Below are 20,455 nucleotides of genomic sequence, written 5' to 3'. Positions count from 1 at the left end.
TAAATTCCTTATTTAAATTAAATTGTAAACCACTGTATTTTTGGTTCTATTTCACAATCTTTATCATATATTCGTCCTCTAATGGCACATGCTATATCACCTTTTTTATATAAAAAAATATTGCGGCGAAGATCAGTTGCAATTAACCTGACATGACCATAAGGAGCAATCATTTCAGGAAAAAACAAATTATCCCCTGACTGCCAATCATTAATATTAATATCCCTTTCACCAGAAATTAATGCTGACAAATTATCGTCTGACAATAACGCCCAATTACAAAATGCAATCGGTTTTCCATTTTTGGTTTCATAATATCTGAATTGATTTAACAAGAGGGAAGTAACAATACGTTGCTGCCATTCTGAGACAGAATATAATAGGTGTAGTGGGGAATATCGTGTAAGCAACATTACCCCACCAATTATATTTTGTATTTCAGGTGACAGAGGTATTGTGGAGTTAATTTTATTATCCACATAACTGCCTTATTTAACTATTTTTTAAGTTTCTTCATATCAACTTCTTCTACGATATTATCGCTTGAATTATCCATCGATGGTAATAATCCTGAATTAATCAGATTTTTTATTTCTTGCTCCATTCGGGGATCTTCCAGCATATTTTTAACCATAGAAACCATGTACATAAAACCTGATGCTGGCATATGCACAACCTGTTTTAATTCAAGCTCTTCATCATTCACGGCAGTAATACCTTTTGCCATTTTATTTTGATCCTGGCTGACAAAATAAAGCGAAAAAATACCTTTATTATAATTAACCAATGATGTTGTTTGTACGTAACTTTCCATAAACCCTCTAATGATAATTATGTATTAATAGCCAACGTCTGTTGGTGATGAAAAAGTATCATACATAATATTTAAATTATGCATTTAAAAATAAATTTTAATGTAATTAATAATAAATATGAAAACAACCAATGTATTATAGTTATAATCTATATTATAACATCATATAATAATTAAATAATATATATAGAAAATAAAATATATAGAAAATAAAAATGCCCTTAGTTATTTAACTTAAGGGCATTTTTGAGTTGAGGTTAATATCTTTAATTCAAACATTACCTAAATCAATAGAAATCCTGCGGTGCCATTTCAGACTGCGCCAACCAGACCGGCTTATCACTGGTTTTAACCCAGACGCGGTGTAGATAGCTATAAAAGCGGGCGCGATCCTTACGTAACAACATGATAGGCAGCGCCAATAAGCCAACCAGAATCACTACGCTACGGCGCAAGATAATCTGATGCAGTGGGTATGCGTTATACATAGACATAATAGTCCTCCTTTAAAACGCCTTTGTGCGCTGTTAACCCGAATAAACAGTGAACCGATTAACAGACTGGCGTTGAAAGTAAAATAAACAAAATTGGAAATTGGACAAAATTTTACCGCATTGATTGAAACTTTACCACTCATCCGACCACTACATCACATAAAAAAGCGAAAAAAAACATCAATCCTGTAATTTTGTTACATCGAAGTTAATTAAGACTCTAAATTTGTTGCGCCTGAGTTGCATTCTTTTGTGAATAAGAAAACTGGATGTATTTAGCAGGCTGGCAATGTAGTCAGAAAACATCCCCCTTTGATAACACACAGTGCCACTGACTAATTTACACGCATTTACTGTTCATTTTTTGACCGTTTTTATACTTTTTTTACGCCCCCCCATGCTTTTTTATCAAGAACTTTTCTTACAAATTCCTAAGCTGCTGTTAACAAAAACTGGTTTATCAAAAATGAGCGCTGTGGAGGTATATCGTGAGTTTCAGCATCTTGGGTGGTGCGCTGCTGGTTCTGCTGCTTCTGGGCTATTTGGTCTATGCCTTATTTAACGCGGAGGACTTTTAAATGGCGGCGTCAGGATTTCTGCTTATCGCCAGTTTCATGCTGGTGTTGTTGGTGCTGTCCCGCCCATTGGGGCACTTTTTAGCGCGCCTGATTGAGGGCGAATCTTTCAGACCACTGCAAAAAATCGAGGCCGGTTTATGGTGTTGTAGTGGTGTAAAAAATGAAGAAATGAATGGCTGGCAATATGCGATGGCTCTTCTCTGCTTCAACTTGCTGGGCATTGTGCTGCTATTCACACTGTTAATGGCTCAAGGTTCATTGCCTTTGAACCCGGAAAATATGCCGGGGATGTCATGGCATCTGGCACTCAATACAGCAGTGAGTTTTGTCACCAATACTAATTGGCAGGCTTATAGCGGCGAAAATACCCTCAGTTATCTCAGCCAAATGGTCGGCCTCACCGTGCAAAACTTTCTGTCAGCCGCCACCGGGATTGCCGTTGCTTTTGCATTGATCCGCGCTTTTGCTCGTCATTCTGCTGCCACCTTGGGTAATGCCTGGGTAGATTTGGTTCGCATCACTTTATATGTCCTATTACCCATTGCGCTGCTTATCGCGCTGATTTTTGTCAGTCAGGGTGTACTACAGAACCTGGACGGTTATCTGCATATCACCACATTGGAAGGCGTAAAACAGACCTTACCCATGGGGCCGGTTGCATCGCAGGAAGCCATCAAGATGTTGGGAACAAACGGGGGGGGCTTCTTTGGTGCCAACTCGGCTCATCCTTTTGAAAATCCAACTGCCTTTAGCAACTTTGTACAAATGCTGGCCATTTTCCTGATCCCCTGCGCGCTGTGTTTTGCCTTTGGTCAGGTGGTGGGGGATAACCGCCAAGGGCATGCACTTATTTGGGCGATGTCACTGATTTTTGTCGTGGCTGTAGTGGTGGTGATGTTCGCCGAGTTGGCCGGTAATCCGCATTTAACCCAGTTGGGTGCCGACAGCAATATCAATATGGAAGGCAAAGAGTCTCGCTTTGGCATTCTGGCCACCAGCATGTATGCCGTGGTCACTACGGCGGCCTCTTGCGGGGCAGTAAACGCCATGCACGACTCCTTTACTGCCTTGGGTGGCATGGTGCCAATGTGGTTGATGCAAATAGGTGAAGTGGTGTTTGGTGGTGTCGGTTCGGGTTTGTACGGCATGTTGCTGTTCGTGCTACTGACCGTCTTTATTGCCGGGCTGATGATTGGCCGGACGCCAGAATATCTGGGCAAAAAAATCGATGTCTTTGACATGAAAATGACTGCGTTAGCCATTTTGGTGACACCGACTGTCGTACTGATTGGTACGGCACTGGCACTGTGTACCGATGCTGGGCGGGCGGGGATCTTGAATCCCGGCGCACATGGTTTTAGTGAAGTGCTCTACGCCCTCTCCTCGGCGGCAAACAATAACGGTAGCGCCTTTGCGGGCCTAAGTGTCAATACGCCGTTTTATAACCTGCTACTGGCTGCGGCGATGTTCTTGGGGCGGTTCGGGGTCATTCTGCCGGTGTTGGCTATCGCCAGCTCACTGGTCGCGAAAAAACGCCAACCGGCAGGCAACGGCACACTGCCAACCTCCGGCCCGCTGTTTATCGGCTTACTTGTCGGCACGGTGCTGTTGGTCGGTGCATTGACCTTTATCCCTGCCTTAGCCTTAGGTCCGGTGGCTGAACATCTGCAAATTTGGTTAACTCGCTGAGAGAATAATGATGACTCGCAAACAACGCGCAATCTTTGAACCCGCACTAGTGCGTACGGCACTGTTTGATGCCGTGAAAAAACTGGATCCGCGTGTCCAGTGGCGCAATCCGGTGATGTTCGTAGTGTATTTAGGCAGTGGGCTAACCACCTTAATTTGGTTGGCCATTTTAAGTGGGCAAACTACCGGCAGCGCCCTATTTACCGGCAGTGTTTCCCTGTGGTTGTGGTTTACTGTGCTGTTTGCCAACTTTGCCGAAGCGCTGGCCGAAGGGCGTAGCAAAGCGCAGGCTGAAAGTCTGCGGGGGGTGAAAAAAACCAGTTGGGCCAAAAAACTGTCAGAAGCTCGCGTTGACGCACCGCAAGAGAAAGTCTCTGCCGATAGCCTGCGTAAAGGGGATTTAGTCCTGATTGAAGCTGGCGACACCGTGCCTTGCGATGGTGAAGTTTTAGAGGGGGGCGCATCCGTGGATGAAAGCGCCATTACCGGCGAATCTGCACCGGTTATCCGCGAATCAGGCGGCGATTTCTCCTCTGTAACTGGCGGCACCCGTGTGTTATCAGACTGGTTGGTCGTTGAGTGCAGTGTAAACCCCGGCGAAACATTCCTTGACCGAATGATCGCCATGGTTGAAGGCGCCAAACGGCGCAAAACCCCCAACGAAGTGGCCCTGACCATTTTATTGGTGGCGTTAACCATCGTCTTTTTACTGGCAACCGCCACCTTGTACCCATTTTCAATTTTCAGTGTTGAGGCTAACCAGGCGGGTATCCCCGTCACTATTACCGTGCTGGTCGCGCTGTTAGTTTGCCTCATCCCAACGACCATCGGCGGTTTATTATCAGCCATCGGAGTCGCCGGTATGAGCCGCATGTTAGGGGCCAATGTAATAGCCACCAGCGGACGCGCCGTTGAGGCCGCCGGTGACGTCGATGTGTTACTTCTGGATAAAACCGGCACCATCACATTAGGTAACCGCCAAGCGTCCGAATTTTTGCCCGCCCCCGGAGTCACCGAACAACAACTGGCAGATGCCGCACAACTCTCTTCTCTGGCGGATGAAACACCGGAGGGCCGCAGTATTGTGGTTCTGGCTAAACAACGTTTTAATTTGCGTGAACGGGACTTGCACAGCCTGAATGCCACCTTTGTGCCCTTCTCTGCACAAACACGCATGAGCGGCGTTAATGTACAGGATCGAATGATCCGCAAAGGTGCGGTTGATGCCATCCGTCGCCATGTGGAATCTAATCAGGGCCACTTCCCACGAGCGGTAGAAGATGCCGTAGAAAGTGTCGCTCGTACGGGAGGAACGCCTCTTGTGGTGGCTGACGGGCCACGCGTTTTGGGGGTGGTTGCCCTAAAAGATATCGTGAAGGGAGGCATTAAAGAACGTTTTGCAGAACTGCGCAAAATGGGGATTAAAACCGTGATGATCACCGGTGACAACCGCCTCACCGCAGCGGCTATTGCGGCTGAAGCGGGCGTTGATGATTTTCTGGCTGAAGCGACACCGGAGGCAAAACTGGCGCTGATTCGTCAATATCAGGCAGAAGGCCGTTTGGTCGCGATGACTGGCGATGGCACCAACGATGCTCCAGCACTGGCTCAAGCAGATGTAGCGGTAGCGATGAACTCAGGGACGCAAGCAGCGAAGGAGGCGGGCAATATGGTGGATTTGGACTCCAACCCCACCAAACTGATTGAAGTGGTGCATATTGGTAAACAAATGCTGATGACCCGAGGCTCGCTAACAACCTTCAGCATCGCCAATGACGTTGCAAAATATTTTGCCATTATTCCAGCCGCTTTTGCTGCTACTTACCCACAACTCAATGCCCTGAATGTGATGCAGTTGCACTCTCCGGCTTCTGCTATTTTGTCGGCAGTTATCTTTAACGCATTGGTGATTGTGTTCCTGATCCCCCTGGCCTTAAAAGGGGTCAGTTATAAGGCAATGAGCGCTGCGGCCCTGCTGCGCCGTAATCTGTGGATTTACGGTTTGGGTGGCTTACTGGTGCCGTTTGTCGGTATTAAATTGATCGATCTGGTGCTGACTGCCCTGATGGCGAGTTAGTCGCAAGATAAACAACATAGAGGCAATAACCATGTCATCGATAACCCCTATTTCATATTTCCGGCCAGCATTGGTTTTACTGATATTACTGACACTTATCACCGGGATAGCTTATCCTCTGCTGACCACTGGGCTGGCAAAATTGATGTTTTCTCAGCAAGCTAATGGTTCACGGGTCATGCTGGGTGATGAAGTGGTCGGTTCAGCCTTGTTGGGGCAAAACTTTACTCAACCGGGTTATTTTGTCGGTCGTCCGTCGGTCACGGCAGATATGCCTTATAATCCAATGGCCTCCGGTGGCAGCAATTTGGCTATCAGTAATCCGGCACTGGATCAAGCCATCAGTGAACGCGTTAAGTTACAGCGTCAGGCAAATCCGACACAAACTGGCCCGGTACCGGTTGATCTGGTCACCGCCTCCGGCAGTGGTCTGGATCCCAGCATTTCACTGGAAGCGGCTTACTATCAGGCCCCTCGCATTGCGGACATACGCCAGATGCCGTTGTCTGAAGTGAAACAATTAATTGATGAAAACGTGCAAAGGTCAGTGCCCAATTTCTTCGGTGAATCCGTCGTCAATGTGCTGAAACTCAATATGGCGCTGAATGCCCAAAGTCACGTGACAGTACCGGCGGCCCCGGCAAAACCTTAAGGACAGATCATGGTGGATGCAGAACCAACCCGCCCAAATCCCGATAGCCTACTTGCGGTGGCGAATGAAAAATCCCGTGGTCGATTGAAAGTCTTCTTTGGGGCTTGTGCCGGGGTGGGTAAAACCTACGCCATGCTGCAAGAGGCGCAGCGCCTGCGTGCTCAAGGGCTAGATGTGTTGGTTGGGGTGGTAGAAACCCATGGGCGAAATGAAACTGCCGCCCTGCTAGACGGGCTGGCAATCCTACCACCAAAACGTATTCACCACCGCAGCCGTCAGGTACGCGAGTTTGATTTAGATGCTGCACTGGCCCGTCATCCGGCGCTGATCTTGATGGATGAGCTGGCACACAGCAATGCTCAAGGCTCACGCCACCCCAAACGCTGGCAAGATGTGGAAGAACTGCTAGACGCCGGGATTGATGTGCTGACTACGGTCAATGTGCAGCATTTGGAAAGCCTAAACGATGTGGTCGGCGGTATCACCGGAATCCGAGTGCGGGAAACGGTCCCCGACCATATGTTTGATGCCGCCACGGAAGTGGTCTTGGTCGACCTGCCCCCAGATGACCTACGCCAGCGCCTGAATGAGGGCAAAGTGTATATCTCGGGGCAGGCAGAACGGGCGATTGAACATTTCTTCCGTAAAGGTAATTTAATCGCCTTGCGCGAGCTGGCGCTACGCCGCACTGCTGATCGGGTTGATGACCAGATGCGTGCCTTCCGTGACACGCAGGGCCGAGAGCGAGTCTGGCATACCCGCGATGCCATCCTTTTATGTATCGGGCATAACAGTGGTAACGAAAAATTAGTCCGTACCGCGGCTCGGTTAGCTGCGCGTTTGGGCTGTATCTGGCACGCCGTCTATGTTGAAACACCACGGCTGCATGGCTTGCCCGAAGCCAAACGCCGTGCCATTTTGCGTACCCTTAAGTTGGCCCAAGAACTGGGAGCTGAAACTGCCACACTCTCCGAACCCAGTGAGGAACAGGCGGTGTTGCGTTATGCTCGTGAACATAATCTGGGTAAAATTATTATTGGTCGCCGGGCAGAGAAACAGTGGAAATTGCGCGGCAGTTTTGCCGATCGTTTGGGCAAGCTGGGGCCAGACCTCGATTTAGTGATTATTGCCTTAGAGGGAGACAACTCACCCAATGTAGCAAAAGAAACCGACTCTCGAGCATTCACTGAAAAGTGGCGTATGCAATTACGCGGTTGTATTGCCGCCATCGGCTTGTGCGCGCTGATCACGGTATTATCGCAGTGGCTTATACCCGGTTTCGATCAGGCAAATCTGGTGATGGTTTACTTGCTGGGTGTGGTTATTATTGCGCTATTTTATGGCCGCTGGCCTTCCGTATTGGCGGCAGTGATCAATGTCGCCAGTTTCGATCTGTTTTTTGTCCAACCACATTGGTCATTGGCGGTCACGGATGTGCAGTATCTGGTGACTTTCGGTGTGATGTTAATTGTTGGCATCGTGGTGGGGAATTTGACCGCTGGCGTGCGCTATCAGGCCCGAATTGCCCGCTATCGCGAACAGCGCGCCCGGCATTTATATGAGATGTCGCGAGGATTGAGCCGTGCCCTGACGCCAGCAGATATTGCCAAAACCAGCCGCCATTTTCTTTCCAGTAGCTTTCAGGCTAAAACTGACTTGCTATTGCCACAGGAGGATGGGCGTTTGCAACAAGTTGCCACTGATGAAGGCGGCGCCCTTTCCGTTGACGAAGCCATTGCTCGTTGGAGTTTCGATAAAGGCGCGCCTGCTGGCGCGGGGACTGATACGCTGCCGGGCGTACCTTATCAATTACTGCCGCTGACCGCATCCAAGCAAACTTTCGGAGTGCTGGCGATTGAACCGGCGAACCTACGCCAATTAATGGTGCCGGAACAGCAGCGTTTACTGCAAACTTTTACCAACCTGATTGCCAACGCGCTGGAAAGGCTACATCTGGCTCGCAGTGCTGAACTGGCCAAACTGGATGCTGAACGGGAGCAATTGCGTAATTCACTACTGGCTGCCCTCTCCCACGACCTACGCACACCGCTGACGGTGCTATTCGGTCAAGCAGAAATCCTGACGCTGGATCTGGCTGCCGAAGGTTCGCGACACGCCCCACAAGCTAACCAAATCCGTCAGCAAGTTTTAAGTACCACCCGGCTGGTCAATAACTTATTAGATATGGCACGTATCCAGTCAGGCGGATTTAATCTGCGCAAAGAGTGGCAATCGCTCGAAGAAATTGTCGGTAGCGCATTAAATATGTTGGAAACGGCTCTCAATCATCACCACATCAATGTCGAGCTGCCAGATGAAATGGTACTGATTAACTGTGATGGTAGCCTATTAGAGCGCGTGTTTATTAATCTGTTGGAGAATGCCCATAAATACGCCGGTTTTGATGCCTTGCTGGGGATTAGAGCAACCGTTGAAGATGAATGGTTGCATGTGGAAGTCTGGGATAATGGCCCCGGCGTTCCCTTAGGGCAAGAGCAACTTATTTTCGACAAATTCTCCCGTGGCAACAAAGAGTCAGCCATTCCGGGGGTGGGCTTGGGTTTAGCCATTTGCCGTGCCATTATTGATGTACACGATGGTCGTATTTGGGTCGAACAAAACTCAGCAGGCGGTGCCAGCTTCCACTTTATGTTGCCGCTGGAGAAAGCACCTGACATTGATGGTGAAAATATTGATTGAGAGGAGTGTTAATTATATCCCCGGCTAACATCCTGATTGTTGAAGATGAAAAAGAGATCCGTCGCTTTGTACGCATTGCGCTGGAGAGCGAGGGCTGGCGAGTATTTGAGAGCGATACGTTGCAACGGGGCCTAATTGAGGCCGGTACTCGCAAACCAGACCTGATTATTTTAGATTTGGGCCTGCCAGATGGTGATGGGCTCAGTTATATTCAGGACCTTCGCCAGTGGAGCGCCATCCCAATTATTGTGTTATCAGCACGTAATAGTGAAGAAGATAAAGTCGCAGCACTGGATGCTGGTGCGGATGATTATCTGAGTAAACCCTTTGGCATCAGCGAATTATTAGCGCGAGTGCGTGTTGCCTTACGCCGCCATAGTGGGGGGAGCCAAGAAAGTCCGTTGGTGAATTTTGCTGATATTAGCGTGGACCTGATTAACCGTCAGGTGACTCGGGCCGGTGAAAATCTTCACCTGACACCGATTGAATTCCGCCTACTTTCTGCATTAATCGCCAATACAGGTAAAGTGATTACCCAACGCCAGTTACTCAACCAAGTTTGGGGGCCAAATTATGTCGAACACAGCCATTATCTACGCATTTATATGGGCCACTTACGCCAAAAATTAGAAACCGACCCCACCCGCCCTAAACACTTATTAACCGAGACCGGCGTAGGTTATCGCTTTATTCCATAACGATTTATTCGCCATAAGATTTCACATTCAGACTAGGAAAAAACAGTTCGGCGGAGTAGCATCAGACTTTTAATGATAATAGGTCTTATTTATTATGAGCACTTGGTTGATATATGCCCTGCTGTCTGCCCTCACCGCTTCGCTAGTCGCCATCTTCGGCAAAATCGGTCTGCAACATTTAGATGCCAACACAGCAACCGCCGTACGTGCTGTGGTGATGGCGCTATTTTTGGTCGGAGTCGTCGTGGTTCAGGGGAAATTTAACCTAGTCGGTGCCGTACTCGCGGATAAAAAAGCGCTGCTATTTGTGGTGCTTAGTGGTGTCGCAGGGGCATTGTCCTGGTTGTTTTACTTTATGGCGATTAAAAATGGCAATGTCTCGCAAGTCGCTCCTATTGATAAACTCAGTGTCGTTTTCGCCGTCATTCTAGCTTTTATCCTGTTTGGTGAAAAAATATCGCTGGTCGCAGGGTTAGGTGTGGCATTGATTACAGCGGGTGCACTGATGGTAGCCTTAGGGTAATACTGTTTCTGGTAATAATAAAATATAAAATAAAGACAGAGTATAATACTCTTGTCTTTATGATTATGTTCCGTTCATTAATTAACAATAAGAAATTATAATTTTATTAAATTTCACATAAAAAGGTTCTCACCTTAATATAAAAACAACCGCTTATTCAATAAAGGGAGTTAATATGAGCAAAGGAGCAGTAAAAACACAAAAAGTAAATTATTCTATATTATTACCAAATTCATCTGCTGGGAAAGTTTTTTTTCGGCATTCAAAATCAACACTTATCATCAATACATTAAATAATAGTCATCGAGTCTATCATCGCTGGCTGCATCATAATATATATAGGAATGGTATTCTTCGTGTTAAATCAGTGACGATTTCTGATGTTAATGGAGAGAGGCAAGAATTAATTTTACGCACGGATAATAGTATGCCTACAGATACCCCCTCAAGAAAATATGTTAATATTAACATGGAATATCTGGAGCTTTATTTAGTAAAAGATATTGTTAATATTTCTTTTGCAGAGAATACTCCAAAAAATTATTTAACTGTCAATGGCGAGAAAGTGATAAAACTGAATGATGAAGATAATAATATTTTAGTAGGTGAGAAAGGTAGAAATGCTATTTTAGGTAGTTCACGGGATGATATCATTATTGGCGGTGACCTGAATGACAATATATCCGGGCTACTGGGTAACGACACCATAATTGGTAAGAAAGGGAATGACTCTTTATTTGGCGAGGAAGGTAATGACCTTTTAGTGGGGGGTGAAGGTGACGATGGGCTGGCTGGTGGCCCGGGTGACGACATTCTTTATGGCGGCGATGGCAATGATGAGCTACACGGTGATGCTGAAGCTTTTGGCTACTTTGCAGCCGAGGTGAATGGACGGGGAAATGATCGAATATTTGGTGGGAAAGGTGATGATCTCATCCAAGGGCAAAAAAATAATGATTATTTAGCTGGAGGGGCAGGCGATGATTTATATATATTTTCAGACAATGATGGAATTAATATGATAGTTGAACACAGTGGTGGAGAAGATATCATTGCCATTACTGACTATCATTTCCATGAATTAAAATTTGAACGCTACGGTCAACACTTAGTCATTTCAAGTAAAAAGATCGGTAGTCGCTTAACAGTCATTATTAAAGATCAATTTTCTGCTGATGGTTATAAAGTCAAATATATAAAGACGCAGTCATATTCTCAATACAATAGTAAAATAAATAGGGATGACTTTCATTCGTTACTGTATGAGTTAGTGACAAAAGATCCTGACAGTGCTCTCAAAGAACTAGAAATGACAACAGCTCATTCCGACTCAGGTCGTCACTTCACTGTTGTATTGCCTGATGTATTTAATAAAAATAACATGAAAGATATTGAGGATGAGACAGGAAATAAACTTATTGCTGAACTTACTACCCAAAATAATATACTAGCTAATACTTACAAGGATAACCCCAGTGATTTTTCTGAAAATTTACCTGATATAACCTATATCTCTGAGGCGCTCTCATCATTCGCACCTAAAGATGCCCCCAAAGCAATACTGCCATTATCAGAAAGTGATATATACTCTCATAACTTACCTAATAGACTTGCCATGGTCTATAATTAAGAAGAATAGTTTGTCAATAGTTGCAAATAAATAGAGTGGGATTATAACTATGATTAATTAAAGAAACAATAATAATGCTATTTAAGTTTATTAAAAATAATAATACAGATAAATTACAACAGGAGTACACCCGCTAACAATCAAATAAAAGGAAATCATTTTGATCGCAATAAAAACCAATGCAAATATAAAATTCACCCCACCAACAGATCCATTGAGTATATATCGAGATAAAAAAACCATTTATTTAGATAACCTATCTCTCGATAACGTATTCTTTCACTACTCAAATTCAGAACTGATAGTAACAATATTAGATAGTGATAAAAACGTTTTATCCGAAAAACATTACGAAGTCGTTAAAAACAAAAATTTAATTATAAACTCTATAATATTGCGTGAAAAAAATGGTGTTGAAAATGAGTTATTCTTGACGTTAAAAGAACCTTACAAAGAGAAAAATGTTTACGACGGTCCCAACAAATATCTCTTCCTAACGAGAAAAGATTTACCCTATATCTCTGCACAAAATATAATCTCTAATACTATTCCTTTAAAAGAAGTCATCCTAAATGATAATGAGAGATTATTAGGAGAGAAATATATTAGAAATGGTGTCACCGGAGGGAAAGGCAACAACACTATTATTGGCGGTGATAAAAATGACAATTTAGCAGGGGGTGATGGTAACGACATTATCTTTGGTCATGATTCTTTTGATTCCTTGTTTGGCCAAAATGGTAATGATGTTTTAGTCGGTGGTGCAGGTGATGATGGATTAGCAGGAGGGGATGGTGATGATTATCTAGATGGAGGTGATGGTGACGATGAATTACAGGGAGATGCTGACGGTTTGGGCCTTTATGCAGCAGAATATCAAGGATGTGGTAATGATAATATATATGGTGGAAAAGGTAACGACCTTATTATAGGTGGAAGAAATAACGATTATTTAGCAGGTGGCGAGGGTGATGACTTGTACGGATTCTCTCCGTCGGATGGGATTAATTTAATTAATGAGCATAGTGGTGAAGAAAATACTATTAGTATTCTTGACCGTTTTTTCCATCAATTAAATTTCGAACGCTATGGTAATCACTTGGTTATCTCAGGCGACGAAGAAAAAAGTGATAACTTAATTATTATCATCAAAGATCAATACTCTAAAAATGGTTATAAAGTTAAAAATTTACAAACAAAATCTTATCTCAAGCATGGCAGTGAAAATGATAAGAAACGCCAAAAAAAACTGCTCGATATTATGGTAAAACAATACGCTAATACCCCTGAAAAAGCACTTTCTCAACTGGCGACTAAAAATGATTTAGGTGATTTTTATCGGACTGATTTATCAATAGGTTTTTCTAACCAAATGCCTGATCTTGAGAAATTGAAAGGAACAAAACTTGTAGATGTGCTCAAGGTTAAAAATGACCAACGAGTATCAGCGCATAAAAATCAACATCTCCATTCGTGCGATAATATTCCCGATATATCTCAAATTACATTCGCTATTTCTTATTTTTCACCAAAAGATATTTCGCAAGAAAATAGTATATATCTCAAACACGATAATAATACTCAAGATTATTTTTCTAATAAAATTGCGGCTATAAATCATTAATCACAATAAGATTGTTTGCACAGTGACGATTTCAACTGATGCCGAAGAAATAGCGCCATACCGGCGCTATTTCTTACTGGCAATAACTACTTACCCGCGAGTACATCACTGACAATATCGACCGCTTCTTGCTCTATCTTTTCGCGATGTTCCGCACCAAGGAAGCTCTCACAGTAAATTTTATAAGCCTCTTCAGTGCCTGATGGACGGGCAGCAAACCAACCGTTATCAGTCATCACTTTCAACCCACCAATTGACGCGCCGTTGCCCGGTGCCGTAGTCAAGCGAGCAGTAATAGGATCACCTGCCAGTGTGTTGGCTTTGACCATTTCAGGTGACAACTTCGACAAAGCATTTTTCTGTGCCTGCGTTGCTGGAGCCTGAATACGGTTATAGCTCGGCGCACCAAAACGCTTCGCTAAATCATCATAATGATGTTGTGGGTTTTTGCCGGTTACTGCCGTGATTTCAGCCGCTAACAAGCACATGATAATGCCATCTTTATCTGTCGACCAAGGCTTACCATTAAAGCGCAGGAAAGATGCCCCGGCACTCTCTTCACCACCAAAACCAAAACTGCCGTCGTGTAACCCATCGACAAACCATTTGAATCCGACGGGAACTTCCACCAGCTTACGGCCTAAATCCGCAACCACTCTATCAATCATCGCACTGGATACCAGTGTCTTACCGACAGCCACATCAGCACCCCATTGTGGACGATGTTGGAACAGATAATTGATTGATACTGCTAAATAATGATTGGGATTCATTAACCCGATAGGAGTGACAATGCCGTGGCGGTCATAGTCGGGATCATTGGCAAAGGCTAAATCAAATTTATCGCGCAGAGCTAACAAGCCTGCCATTGCTGATTCTGATGAGCAGTCCATGCGGATCACGCCATCATGATCCAGATGCATAAAGCGGAAAGTCTGATCGATAGAATCATTGACCAGTGTCAGATCCAACTTATAGTGTTCGCCAATACGTTGCCAATAGGCAATACCAGAACCGCCGAGGGGATCAACACCCAACTTCAGACCCGCTTTTTGAATGGCGGGAATATCCACCACATCAACTAAACCTTCGACATAGGGCTGAATCAAATCCTGCTCACGCAGGTGATTGCCTTTCCAAGCTTTATCCAATGTCTGACGTTTAACACCGCTTAATTTCAGGCGGAGTAATTCATTTGCACGTTTTTCAATGACTGACGTCAGGTTGGTATCCGCTGGGCCACCATTTGGCGGATTGTATTTAATACCACCATCTTCGGGTGGATTGTGTGATGGTGTAATGACAATACCATCAGCAACGTTTTTGCCCTGCGCGTTATAGCAAAGAATGGCATGTGAAATAGCCGGCGTCGGGGTGAAACCATTGTCTTGTTGAACAACAACATCCACACCATTCGCCGTCAGCACTTCCAATACCGAAATAAAGGCGGGCTCAGACAGTGCATGAGTATCTTTACCCACATAGCACGGGCCGGTAATACCGTTCTCGTGACGAACTTCCGCGATTGCCTGAGCAATAGCCAAAATATGGGCTTCATTAAAACTGTGACGTGCCGCGCTGCCGCGGTGACCTGAAGTGCCAAACTTAACCGCATGGGCTGGGTTTTCAGCCTCAGGCTGCAATACATAATATTGCGATGTGAGCTGAGCAACATTAATCAAATCGCTTTGCTGAGCAGCTTGCCCAGCACGAGGGTGATTAGCCAAAGTCACGACTCCCTATATGCTTGCACTTTTACCCTTGATGGTGCAAAAAACCATCAAAGATAAAAGAGGATAGTTAAATGAAATCAGATAGTTCCGCACACTTTCTCAGCCAAATCCGGCGGGAACTGCATTGTCAGCATAATATGTTGCACCATGCTGCGTTTACGCTCGGTATTGGTATTGGTGATAACCCAGTATGGCGTACCAGGAACGTGTTTGGGCTTAGTATGCGTCCCGTTTTGTAACAAGGTCTGTTGGTCACCGGCAAAATATACCCGAGTACGGCCATGTAATGATTCAGTTGCCTCAGCAAATGCCTGTGCATCCAAGGTATATAATGTTGACAGCACTAACATAAAGCGGTTAACCGCCCTATTTTGCTCCGCATATTCATCAGACAGTAATAATTCGCGAACAGCACGGACCTTATCTCGCGGTGCTGGCGCGGTGACTGTTTTCGCAGCCTCATTATTGGTAGGTAAATTCGGTACCGGCTGACCAGCCGTAAACTTCAGCATGCGCCGTAAAATATCGGACGCGCTCTCACCAATGTGTTGCGTATGGCTGGCAATATAGCGATAAAGTTCTTCGTCGAGTTCAATAGTTTTCATCTTTATCCAGTACGGTTTTCTACTTTCTTATGCATATCTTAGGATTATAAAGTCAAAGCGCGCTGACGAGTACCTTTATCATGGCCTTATTAGGATAAATCCCCCATTGCAGCAGTAATGACGCAATAATCTACATATACCTGACAAGGCAAATAATGATGGAGCAGCACACCGTTGCTCAGTCATGATACCCTAACCAGAATATCTCTCAGTATGAACTTCGCCATGAAATTAAACTTCCGCATACAAAACGCACTTTCTCCCACCCCATCTCTACCCATTATTCTGATTCATGGGTTATTTGGTAATCTTGATAATCTTGGTGTATTAGCGCGTGATTTGCATCAAGACCATAACGTTATTCAAGTGGATTTGCGCGACCACGGTTTATCCCCACGTTCGCCACAGGTAAGTTACCCGGATATGGCGCAAGATGTACTGGAATTAATGGATCAGCTCGCCATAGAAAAAGCGATCATTATCGGTCATTCGATGGGCGGAAAAGTGGCGATGGCGATGACAGCCATAGCACCAAACCGCATTGAAAAGCTGGTCGCCATTGATATCGCGCCAGTGAATTATCAAGTACGCCGCCATGATCAAATTTTTGCTGCAATTAATGCTGTCAGTGTCGCGGGCATCACCCAGCGTCAGCAGGCCGCCCAATTAATGCGCGAGTTAATAAGGGATGAAGGAGTTATTCAGTTCTTATTAAAATCATTTCACAATGGTGAGTGGCGTTTTGATGTACCAGCATTGTGGAATCAATATGAAAATATTGTTGGCTGGCAACCCATCCCCCCTTGGCCACACCCTATTTTGTTTATTCGTGGTGAATTATCACCCTATATTCAAGACGGCTACCGTGATGAAATAGCACGTCAGTTCCCGCAAGCGCGTGCTCATGTAGTAGCGGGGACCGGTCATTGGGTTCATGCGGAAAAACCAGATTCAGTATTGCGCGCGATTCACCGCTTTATTGATAACGATTAAAGAGGCCGCCACTGGGATTGTTTAAAAAAACATCTCCTGGGGAAAAGAAATGTATTACCTGTGGAAAAATTGTGCAAAAAAGAATGAATTAGCCCAATCTAATCACAGTAAAGCATTGTCGTTGCTCGGTTGGCTGAGGTATTATGGCGCGCTATAAATTTGCTGCGGCGTTTAGTGGCAAATACAAATTCAGGCTGCTGGTCTATAGGTAACTCAATGCTCTCTATCTATGTTCTCAACCTGAAACGTGTAAACCGAATCATCAAGCTTTTTGATGTCAATCCCTTGTAGTACCGCTACCTATGGCAAAAGAACAAACGGATCGCACGACGCTGGATCTGTTCGCAGATGAACGCCGTCCGGGGCGCCCGAAAACAAACCCATTATCCCGTGATGAGCAGCTTAGAATTAATAAGCGAAATCAACTACGGCGCGATAAAGTACGTGGCTTACGACGCGTGGAACTGAAGATTAATGCCGATGCCGTCGATGCTCTCAATAGCCTTGCAGAGCAACGTAACATCAGCCGCAGTGAACTGATTGAACAGATGTTGCTTGCTCAATTAGAGCACTCGCAAGAGGGGTTTTAACCTTTTCGGTGACCACGACGGCGTGGCGTAAGTTATTACGCCACGCCGTTATCCCTTAATATCCTATCGACTTAGAATGTTTCCCAATTGGCGTTGCTGTCTACCTTGCTAACAACAGGTGTAGCAGCGAGTACTTTTACCCGAGATTTCACCGCCGGTTTTGCTTGCTCATCATCTGACCGCAGTTTAAACACCGCGACAGCCCGATTTAATTGTGTCGCTTGCTCCTCAAGTGATGTCGCTGCACGGGACGCTTCTTGCACCAGCGCTGCATTTTGCTGAGTCACGCTGTCCATTTCAGCCACCGCCTGCCCAACCTGACTAATACCTTTACTTTGTTCATCAGAAGCAGAGGCAATCTCGCCCATTAAATCTGTCACATTAGTGATAGAACGAACAATCTCATCCATCGTGACACCGGCACTTTCCACCAAAGTAGAACCGCTGCTGACCCGACCGACGGACTCATTAATTAAACCATCAATCTCCTTCGCAGCCTGAGCACTGCGTTGAGCCAAATTACGAACCTCACTGGCAACCACGGCAAAACCGCGACCTTGCTCGCCTGCACGGGCTGCCTCAACTGCCGCATTCAGTGCCAAAATATTGGTCTGGAAAGCAATGCTGTTAATCACCGTCGTAATGTCAGCTATTTTCCGCGAACTGGCTGAAATCTCGTTCATGGTGTTCACCACATCGGCAACCAGCGCCCCTCCCTTTTTCGCTGTTGCAGAAGCATTAGCCGCCAGTTGGCTGGCATGATGCGCATTATCCGCATTATGTTTCACCGTTGCGGTTAGCTGCTCCATGCTGGCTGCCGTTTCTTCAAGAGCAGCTGCCTGCTGTTCGGTACGAGAAGATAAGTCAGTATTACCGGCAGAAATTTCGGCAGCACCATGATAAATCCCATCAGTACTACTGCGAATCGCTTGTACCGTGTTTACCAGACTGGTTTGTACGTCCCGTAATAGTGGGAACAGTTGTCCAACGCAGTTACGACCAAAATCGACGATAGGTTGCCCAAGTTGCCCTGAAGCAATAACCCGGAAATGTGCGCGAATATCGTCCAATGGACGTACCAAATTGGCAACCAGATAACGATCGGTTGCCAGCAAAATCACCAGACCCGCAACTAAAGCAGAGATCAATGTAATGCTGCTCACTTTGGTTAACTGAGAGAATTGATCTTTGGCCACACCAATAGCTTTCGAGGCAGCCTGATTAAAGGCTTCAGCCACGGAGCCATACTGGCGACTCAATGCGGGTACTGTTTTTTTCGCTAAATCTTGATAGGTGGCACTATTGTTATCCATTGCCGCCTGATAAAGCGGCATTACACCCTGTTCAATTAATCCACTCCACCCATCAATCACTCCAGTAACTAAAGCAGGATCAATCTGTGCATGATCGATAGCCTTAAACTCTGCGAGTTTTTTCTTCAGATTCTCCAGCGCGACATTGGATGATTTTAGCTCTTTATCTGCGTCTGCAATGTTACCGCTTTGGCGATAATCCACTGCACGGGCGAGACGAGTTACCATTCGGAAGTATTGATCTGTCCCCTGATTGACCAAATTCATGTTTTCAACCAGCACGCTATTGGCGTTAGAGGATTGGGTGAGTTGGTTCAGTGACAGCAACGTATAAGTGGATACGCCGCCCCAAAGCAGACAAAAGGCGCCAAGCACCCAAAGTAATGCAACTCTGATGGTGATATTTTTTAAAAACTGCATGTTCGTTCCCCTTATATATCGGATAGTTACCGATAGAGACTCTGGTGTTATTTGATGACCTAAAAGCAATAAAGGACGTTCCATACAGCTAACGACAACTCCTTTCCCGACAAACTTTCATCTGGCGGTTTTCCCCCTGGCACCGCAAATTGCAACCATTCAGTTACACAAAGGTTATCGGCAATAGCGTTATAAGATTGAGCGGCTCACAAAAATTTAATATCGCATGAACTTGATATGAGCCTGACGGCGTTTTCTGGCATGATGTCGCCCTATGAAATGTGTTATATTGTTGGGCAGCGTGCTCAGTAATTGGCATAACTATTTGAATTTAAAAGGTATTAAGTTATATGGCAACTGTAGGCATTTTCTTTGGCAGCGATACTGGCAATACCGAAAACATTGCCAAGATGATCCAAAAGCAACTGGGCAAAGAGGTTGCTGAGGTTCACGACATTGCCAAAAGTAGTAAAGAAGATTTAGAAGGTTTCGATATCCTGCTGCTTGGTATCCCTACCTGGTACTACGGCGAAGCACAGTGTGACTGGGATGATTTTTTCCCAACACTGGAAGAGATCGATTTCAATGGCAAATTGGTTGCTTTGTTCGGTTGTGGTGATCAGGAAGACTACGCAGAATATTTCTGTGATGCGATGGGGACCGTGCGCGACATCATCGAACCACGCGGTGCCGCAATCGTCGGTCACTGGCCAACTGCGGGTTACCACTTCGAAGCATCTAAAGGTCTGGCTGATGATGATCATTTCATTGGATTAGCTATCGATGAAGACCGCCAGCCAGAATTGACCAATGAACGTGTTGAAGCTTGGGTTAAACAGATCAGTGAAGAGCTGAATCTGGCCGAGATCACTGGCTAAATTTGTCAGATAGGAAACGCTTGGTGGATGATGTACTCCGCTAAGCGTTTCCATAAATTTCAATCCCTTTTGGCGCTCTTTTTTTTGCCCCTCACAGACTCTTAATCTCATTAAGCTCGGCTTATAGTCACAAATTTCACATGGTTTTATTTGTGGTCAGAATGCGCTTTGTTAAGCAGCCCACAGATCAGCATTATCATCTGTGCAAAATGAAAATAAACCGCTACAAATGTGTAACGTTCGGCGTAGCCGCTTTATACTTGAAGCATGCAACAATCCCATTCATCAATACATTGCATGATTAATCTGACAAAGTGTGCAATTATATCTTTGTTAACAACCACGGTTTTCATTTGGGGCTAGCAGTTCTATAATGAGACGCAATTGTAATTATTGCGCCACGGATGTCATAGGCTGAACAGCCTTAATTTGAATCGATAGTAA

Annotated in this window: 18 protein-coding genes; 12 read left to right on the top strand and 6 right to left on the bottom strand. The window is 45.2% G+C overall.

The genetic code is table 11. From position 1 onward, the window contains the following. Nucleotides 1–17: 17 nt before the first annotated feature. From HUZ92_RS11640 to HUZ92_RS11630, 3 genes are all read right to left on the bottom strand, one after another. Complete coding sequence (locus HUZ92_RS11640; protein WP_235896983.1) at nucleotides 18–479, bottom strand: toxin-activating lysine-acyltransferase; 462 nt, start codon at nucleotides 477–479, stop codon at nucleotides 18–20. Between the two features lie 17 nt (nucleotides 480–496). Continuing rightward, nucleotides 497–814, bottom strand: coding sequence for a hypothetical protein (locus tag HUZ92_RS11635; RefSeq protein WP_050098896.1), 318 nt, complete (start codon nucleotides 812–814; stop codon nucleotides 497–499). Nucleotides 815–1,101: 287 nt separating this feature from the next. Continuing rightward, nucleotides 1,102–1,308 (bottom strand): YbfA family protein, encoded by a 207-nt coding sequence (locus tag HUZ92_RS11630; protein ID WP_050098898.1) that lies wholly within the window; start codon nucleotides 1,306–1,308, stop codon nucleotides 1,102–1,104. Nucleotides 1,309–1,796: 488 nt separating this feature from the next. Here HUZ92_RS11630 and HUZ92_RS11625 point away from each other — a divergent pair, with 488 nt between their 5' ends. From HUZ92_RS11625 to HUZ92_RS11585, 9 genes are all read left to right on the top strand, one after another. Continuing rightward, entirely contained in the window at nucleotides 1,797–1,886 is a 90-nt protein-coding gene (locus HUZ92_RS11625) for a K(+)-transporting ATPase subunit F (protein ID WP_032814743.1), read from the top strand. After that, nucleotides 1,887–3,575: a potassium-transporting ATPase subunit KdpA gene (gene kdpA / locus HUZ92_RS11620; protein WP_145579606.1), complete on the top strand. Its 1,689-nt coding sequence runs from the start codon at nucleotides 1,887–1,889 to the stop codon at nucleotides 3,573–3,575. A 10-nt stretch (nucleotides 3,576–3,585) separates the two neighbouring features. Next, the gene (gene kdpB, locus HUZ92_RS11615; protein WP_050295428.1) at nucleotides 3,586–5,652 is read left to right on the top strand and encodes a potassium-transporting ATPase subunit KdpB; all 2,067 of its coding nucleotides are present in this window, start codon (nucleotides 3,586–3,588) and stop codon (nucleotides 5,650–5,652) included. Between the two features lie 31 nt (nucleotides 5,653–5,683). Further along, nucleotides 5,684–6,304 carry a potassium-transporting ATPase subunit KdpC gene (gene kdpC / locus HUZ92_RS11610; RefSeq protein WP_164908375.1) on the top strand — a complete coding sequence of 207 codons (621 nt, stop codon included), beginning with the start codon at nucleotides 5,684–5,686 and terminating at the stop codon, nucleotides 6,302–6,304. A gap of 9 nt (nucleotides 6,305–6,313) precedes the next feature. Beyond that, nucleotides 6,314–9,004, top strand: a complete 2,691-nt coding sequence (gene kdpD / locus HUZ92_RS11605) for a two-component system sensor histidine kinase KdpD (RefSeq protein ID WP_050098903.1) — start codon at nucleotides 6,314–6,316, stop codon at nucleotides 9,002–9,004. A 5-nt stretch (nucleotides 9,005–9,009) separates the two neighbouring features. Continuing rightward, entirely contained in the window at nucleotides 9,010–9,702 is a 693-nt protein-coding gene (gene kdpE / locus HUZ92_RS11600; protein ID WP_050098905.1) for a two-component system response regulator KdpE, read from the top strand. 94 nt (nucleotides 9,703–9,796) lie between these two features. Further along, nucleotides 9,797–10,225, top strand: a complete 429-nt coding sequence (locus HUZ92_RS11595; protein ID WP_004875614.1) for an EamA family transporter — start codon at nucleotides 9,797–9,799, stop codon at nucleotides 10,223–10,225. Between the two features lie 175 nt (nucleotides 10,226–10,400). Further along, complete coding sequence (locus HUZ92_RS11590; RefSeq protein ID WP_145579605.1) at nucleotides 10,401–11,855, top strand: calcium-binding protein; 1,455 nt, start codon at nucleotides 10,401–10,403, stop codon at nucleotides 11,853–11,855. A gap of 160 nt (nucleotides 11,856–12,015) precedes the next feature. Next, complete coding sequence (locus HUZ92_RS11585) at nucleotides 12,016–13,479, top strand: calcium-binding protein (protein WP_235896982.1); 1,464 nt, start codon at nucleotides 12,016–12,018, stop codon at nucleotides 13,477–13,479. An 86-nt stretch (nucleotides 13,480–13,565) separates the two neighbouring features. Here HUZ92_RS11585 and pgm read toward each other — a convergent pair whose 3' ends face one another. After that, nucleotides 13,566–15,206 carry a phosphoglucomutase (alpha-D-glucose-1,6-bisphosphate-dependent) gene (gene pgm, locus HUZ92_RS11580; protein ID WP_050099234.1) on the bottom strand — a complete coding sequence of 547 codons (1,641 nt, stop codon included), beginning with the start codon at nucleotides 15,204–15,206 and terminating at the stop codon, nucleotides 13,566–13,568. An 83-nt stretch (nucleotides 15,207–15,289) separates the two neighbouring features. Beyond that, nucleotides 15,290–15,817, bottom strand: a complete 528-nt coding sequence (gene seqA, locus HUZ92_RS11575; RefSeq protein WP_050098906.1) for a replication initiation negative regulator SeqA — start codon at nucleotides 15,815–15,817, stop codon at nucleotides 15,290–15,292. A gap of 225 nt (nucleotides 15,818–16,042) precedes the next feature. Between seqA and ybfF the strand changes: the two genes are divergently transcribed. Both ybfF and ybfE read left to right on the top strand, forming a co-directional pair. After that, the gene (gene ybfF, locus HUZ92_RS11570) at nucleotides 16,043–16,810 is read left to right on the top strand and encodes an esterase (protein ID WP_050098908.1); all 768 of its coding nucleotides are present in this window, start codon (nucleotides 16,043–16,045) and stop codon (nucleotides 16,808–16,810) included. A 302-nt stretch (nucleotides 16,811–17,112) separates the two neighbouring features. After that, nucleotides 17,113–17,400 (top strand): LexA regulated protein, encoded by a 288-nt coding sequence (gene ybfE, locus HUZ92_RS11565; RefSeq protein WP_004715753.1) that lies wholly within the window; start codon nucleotides 17,113–17,115, stop codon nucleotides 17,398–17,400. 71 nt (nucleotides 17,401–17,471) lie between these two features. Here ybfE and HUZ92_RS11560 read toward each other — a convergent pair whose 3' ends face one another. Further along, a complete protein-coding gene (locus HUZ92_RS11560; RefSeq protein ID WP_145579604.1) occupies nucleotides 17,472–19,133 on the bottom strand; it encodes a methyl-accepting chemotaxis protein in 1,662 nt (553 codons plus the stop codon). 350 nt (nucleotides 19,134–19,483) lie between these two features. Here HUZ92_RS11560 and fldA point away from each other — a divergent pair, with 350 nt between their 5' ends. Then, nucleotides 19,484–20,011, top strand: coding sequence for a flavodoxin FldA (gene fldA / locus HUZ92_RS11555; RefSeq protein ID WP_050098913.1), 528 nt, complete (start codon nucleotides 19,484–19,486; stop codon nucleotides 20,009–20,011). Nucleotides 20,012–20,455: the final 444 nt, after the last annotated feature.

This window comes from Yersinia vastinensis, from assembly GCF_902726565.1.
Taxonomy (GTDB): Bacteria; Pseudomonadota; Gammaproteobacteria; order Enterobacterales; family Enterobacteriaceae; genus Yersinia; species Yersinia vastinensis.
Note: the sequence above shows the minus strand (reverse complement) of the source record. Positions and strands in the feature narration are given on the sequence as shown.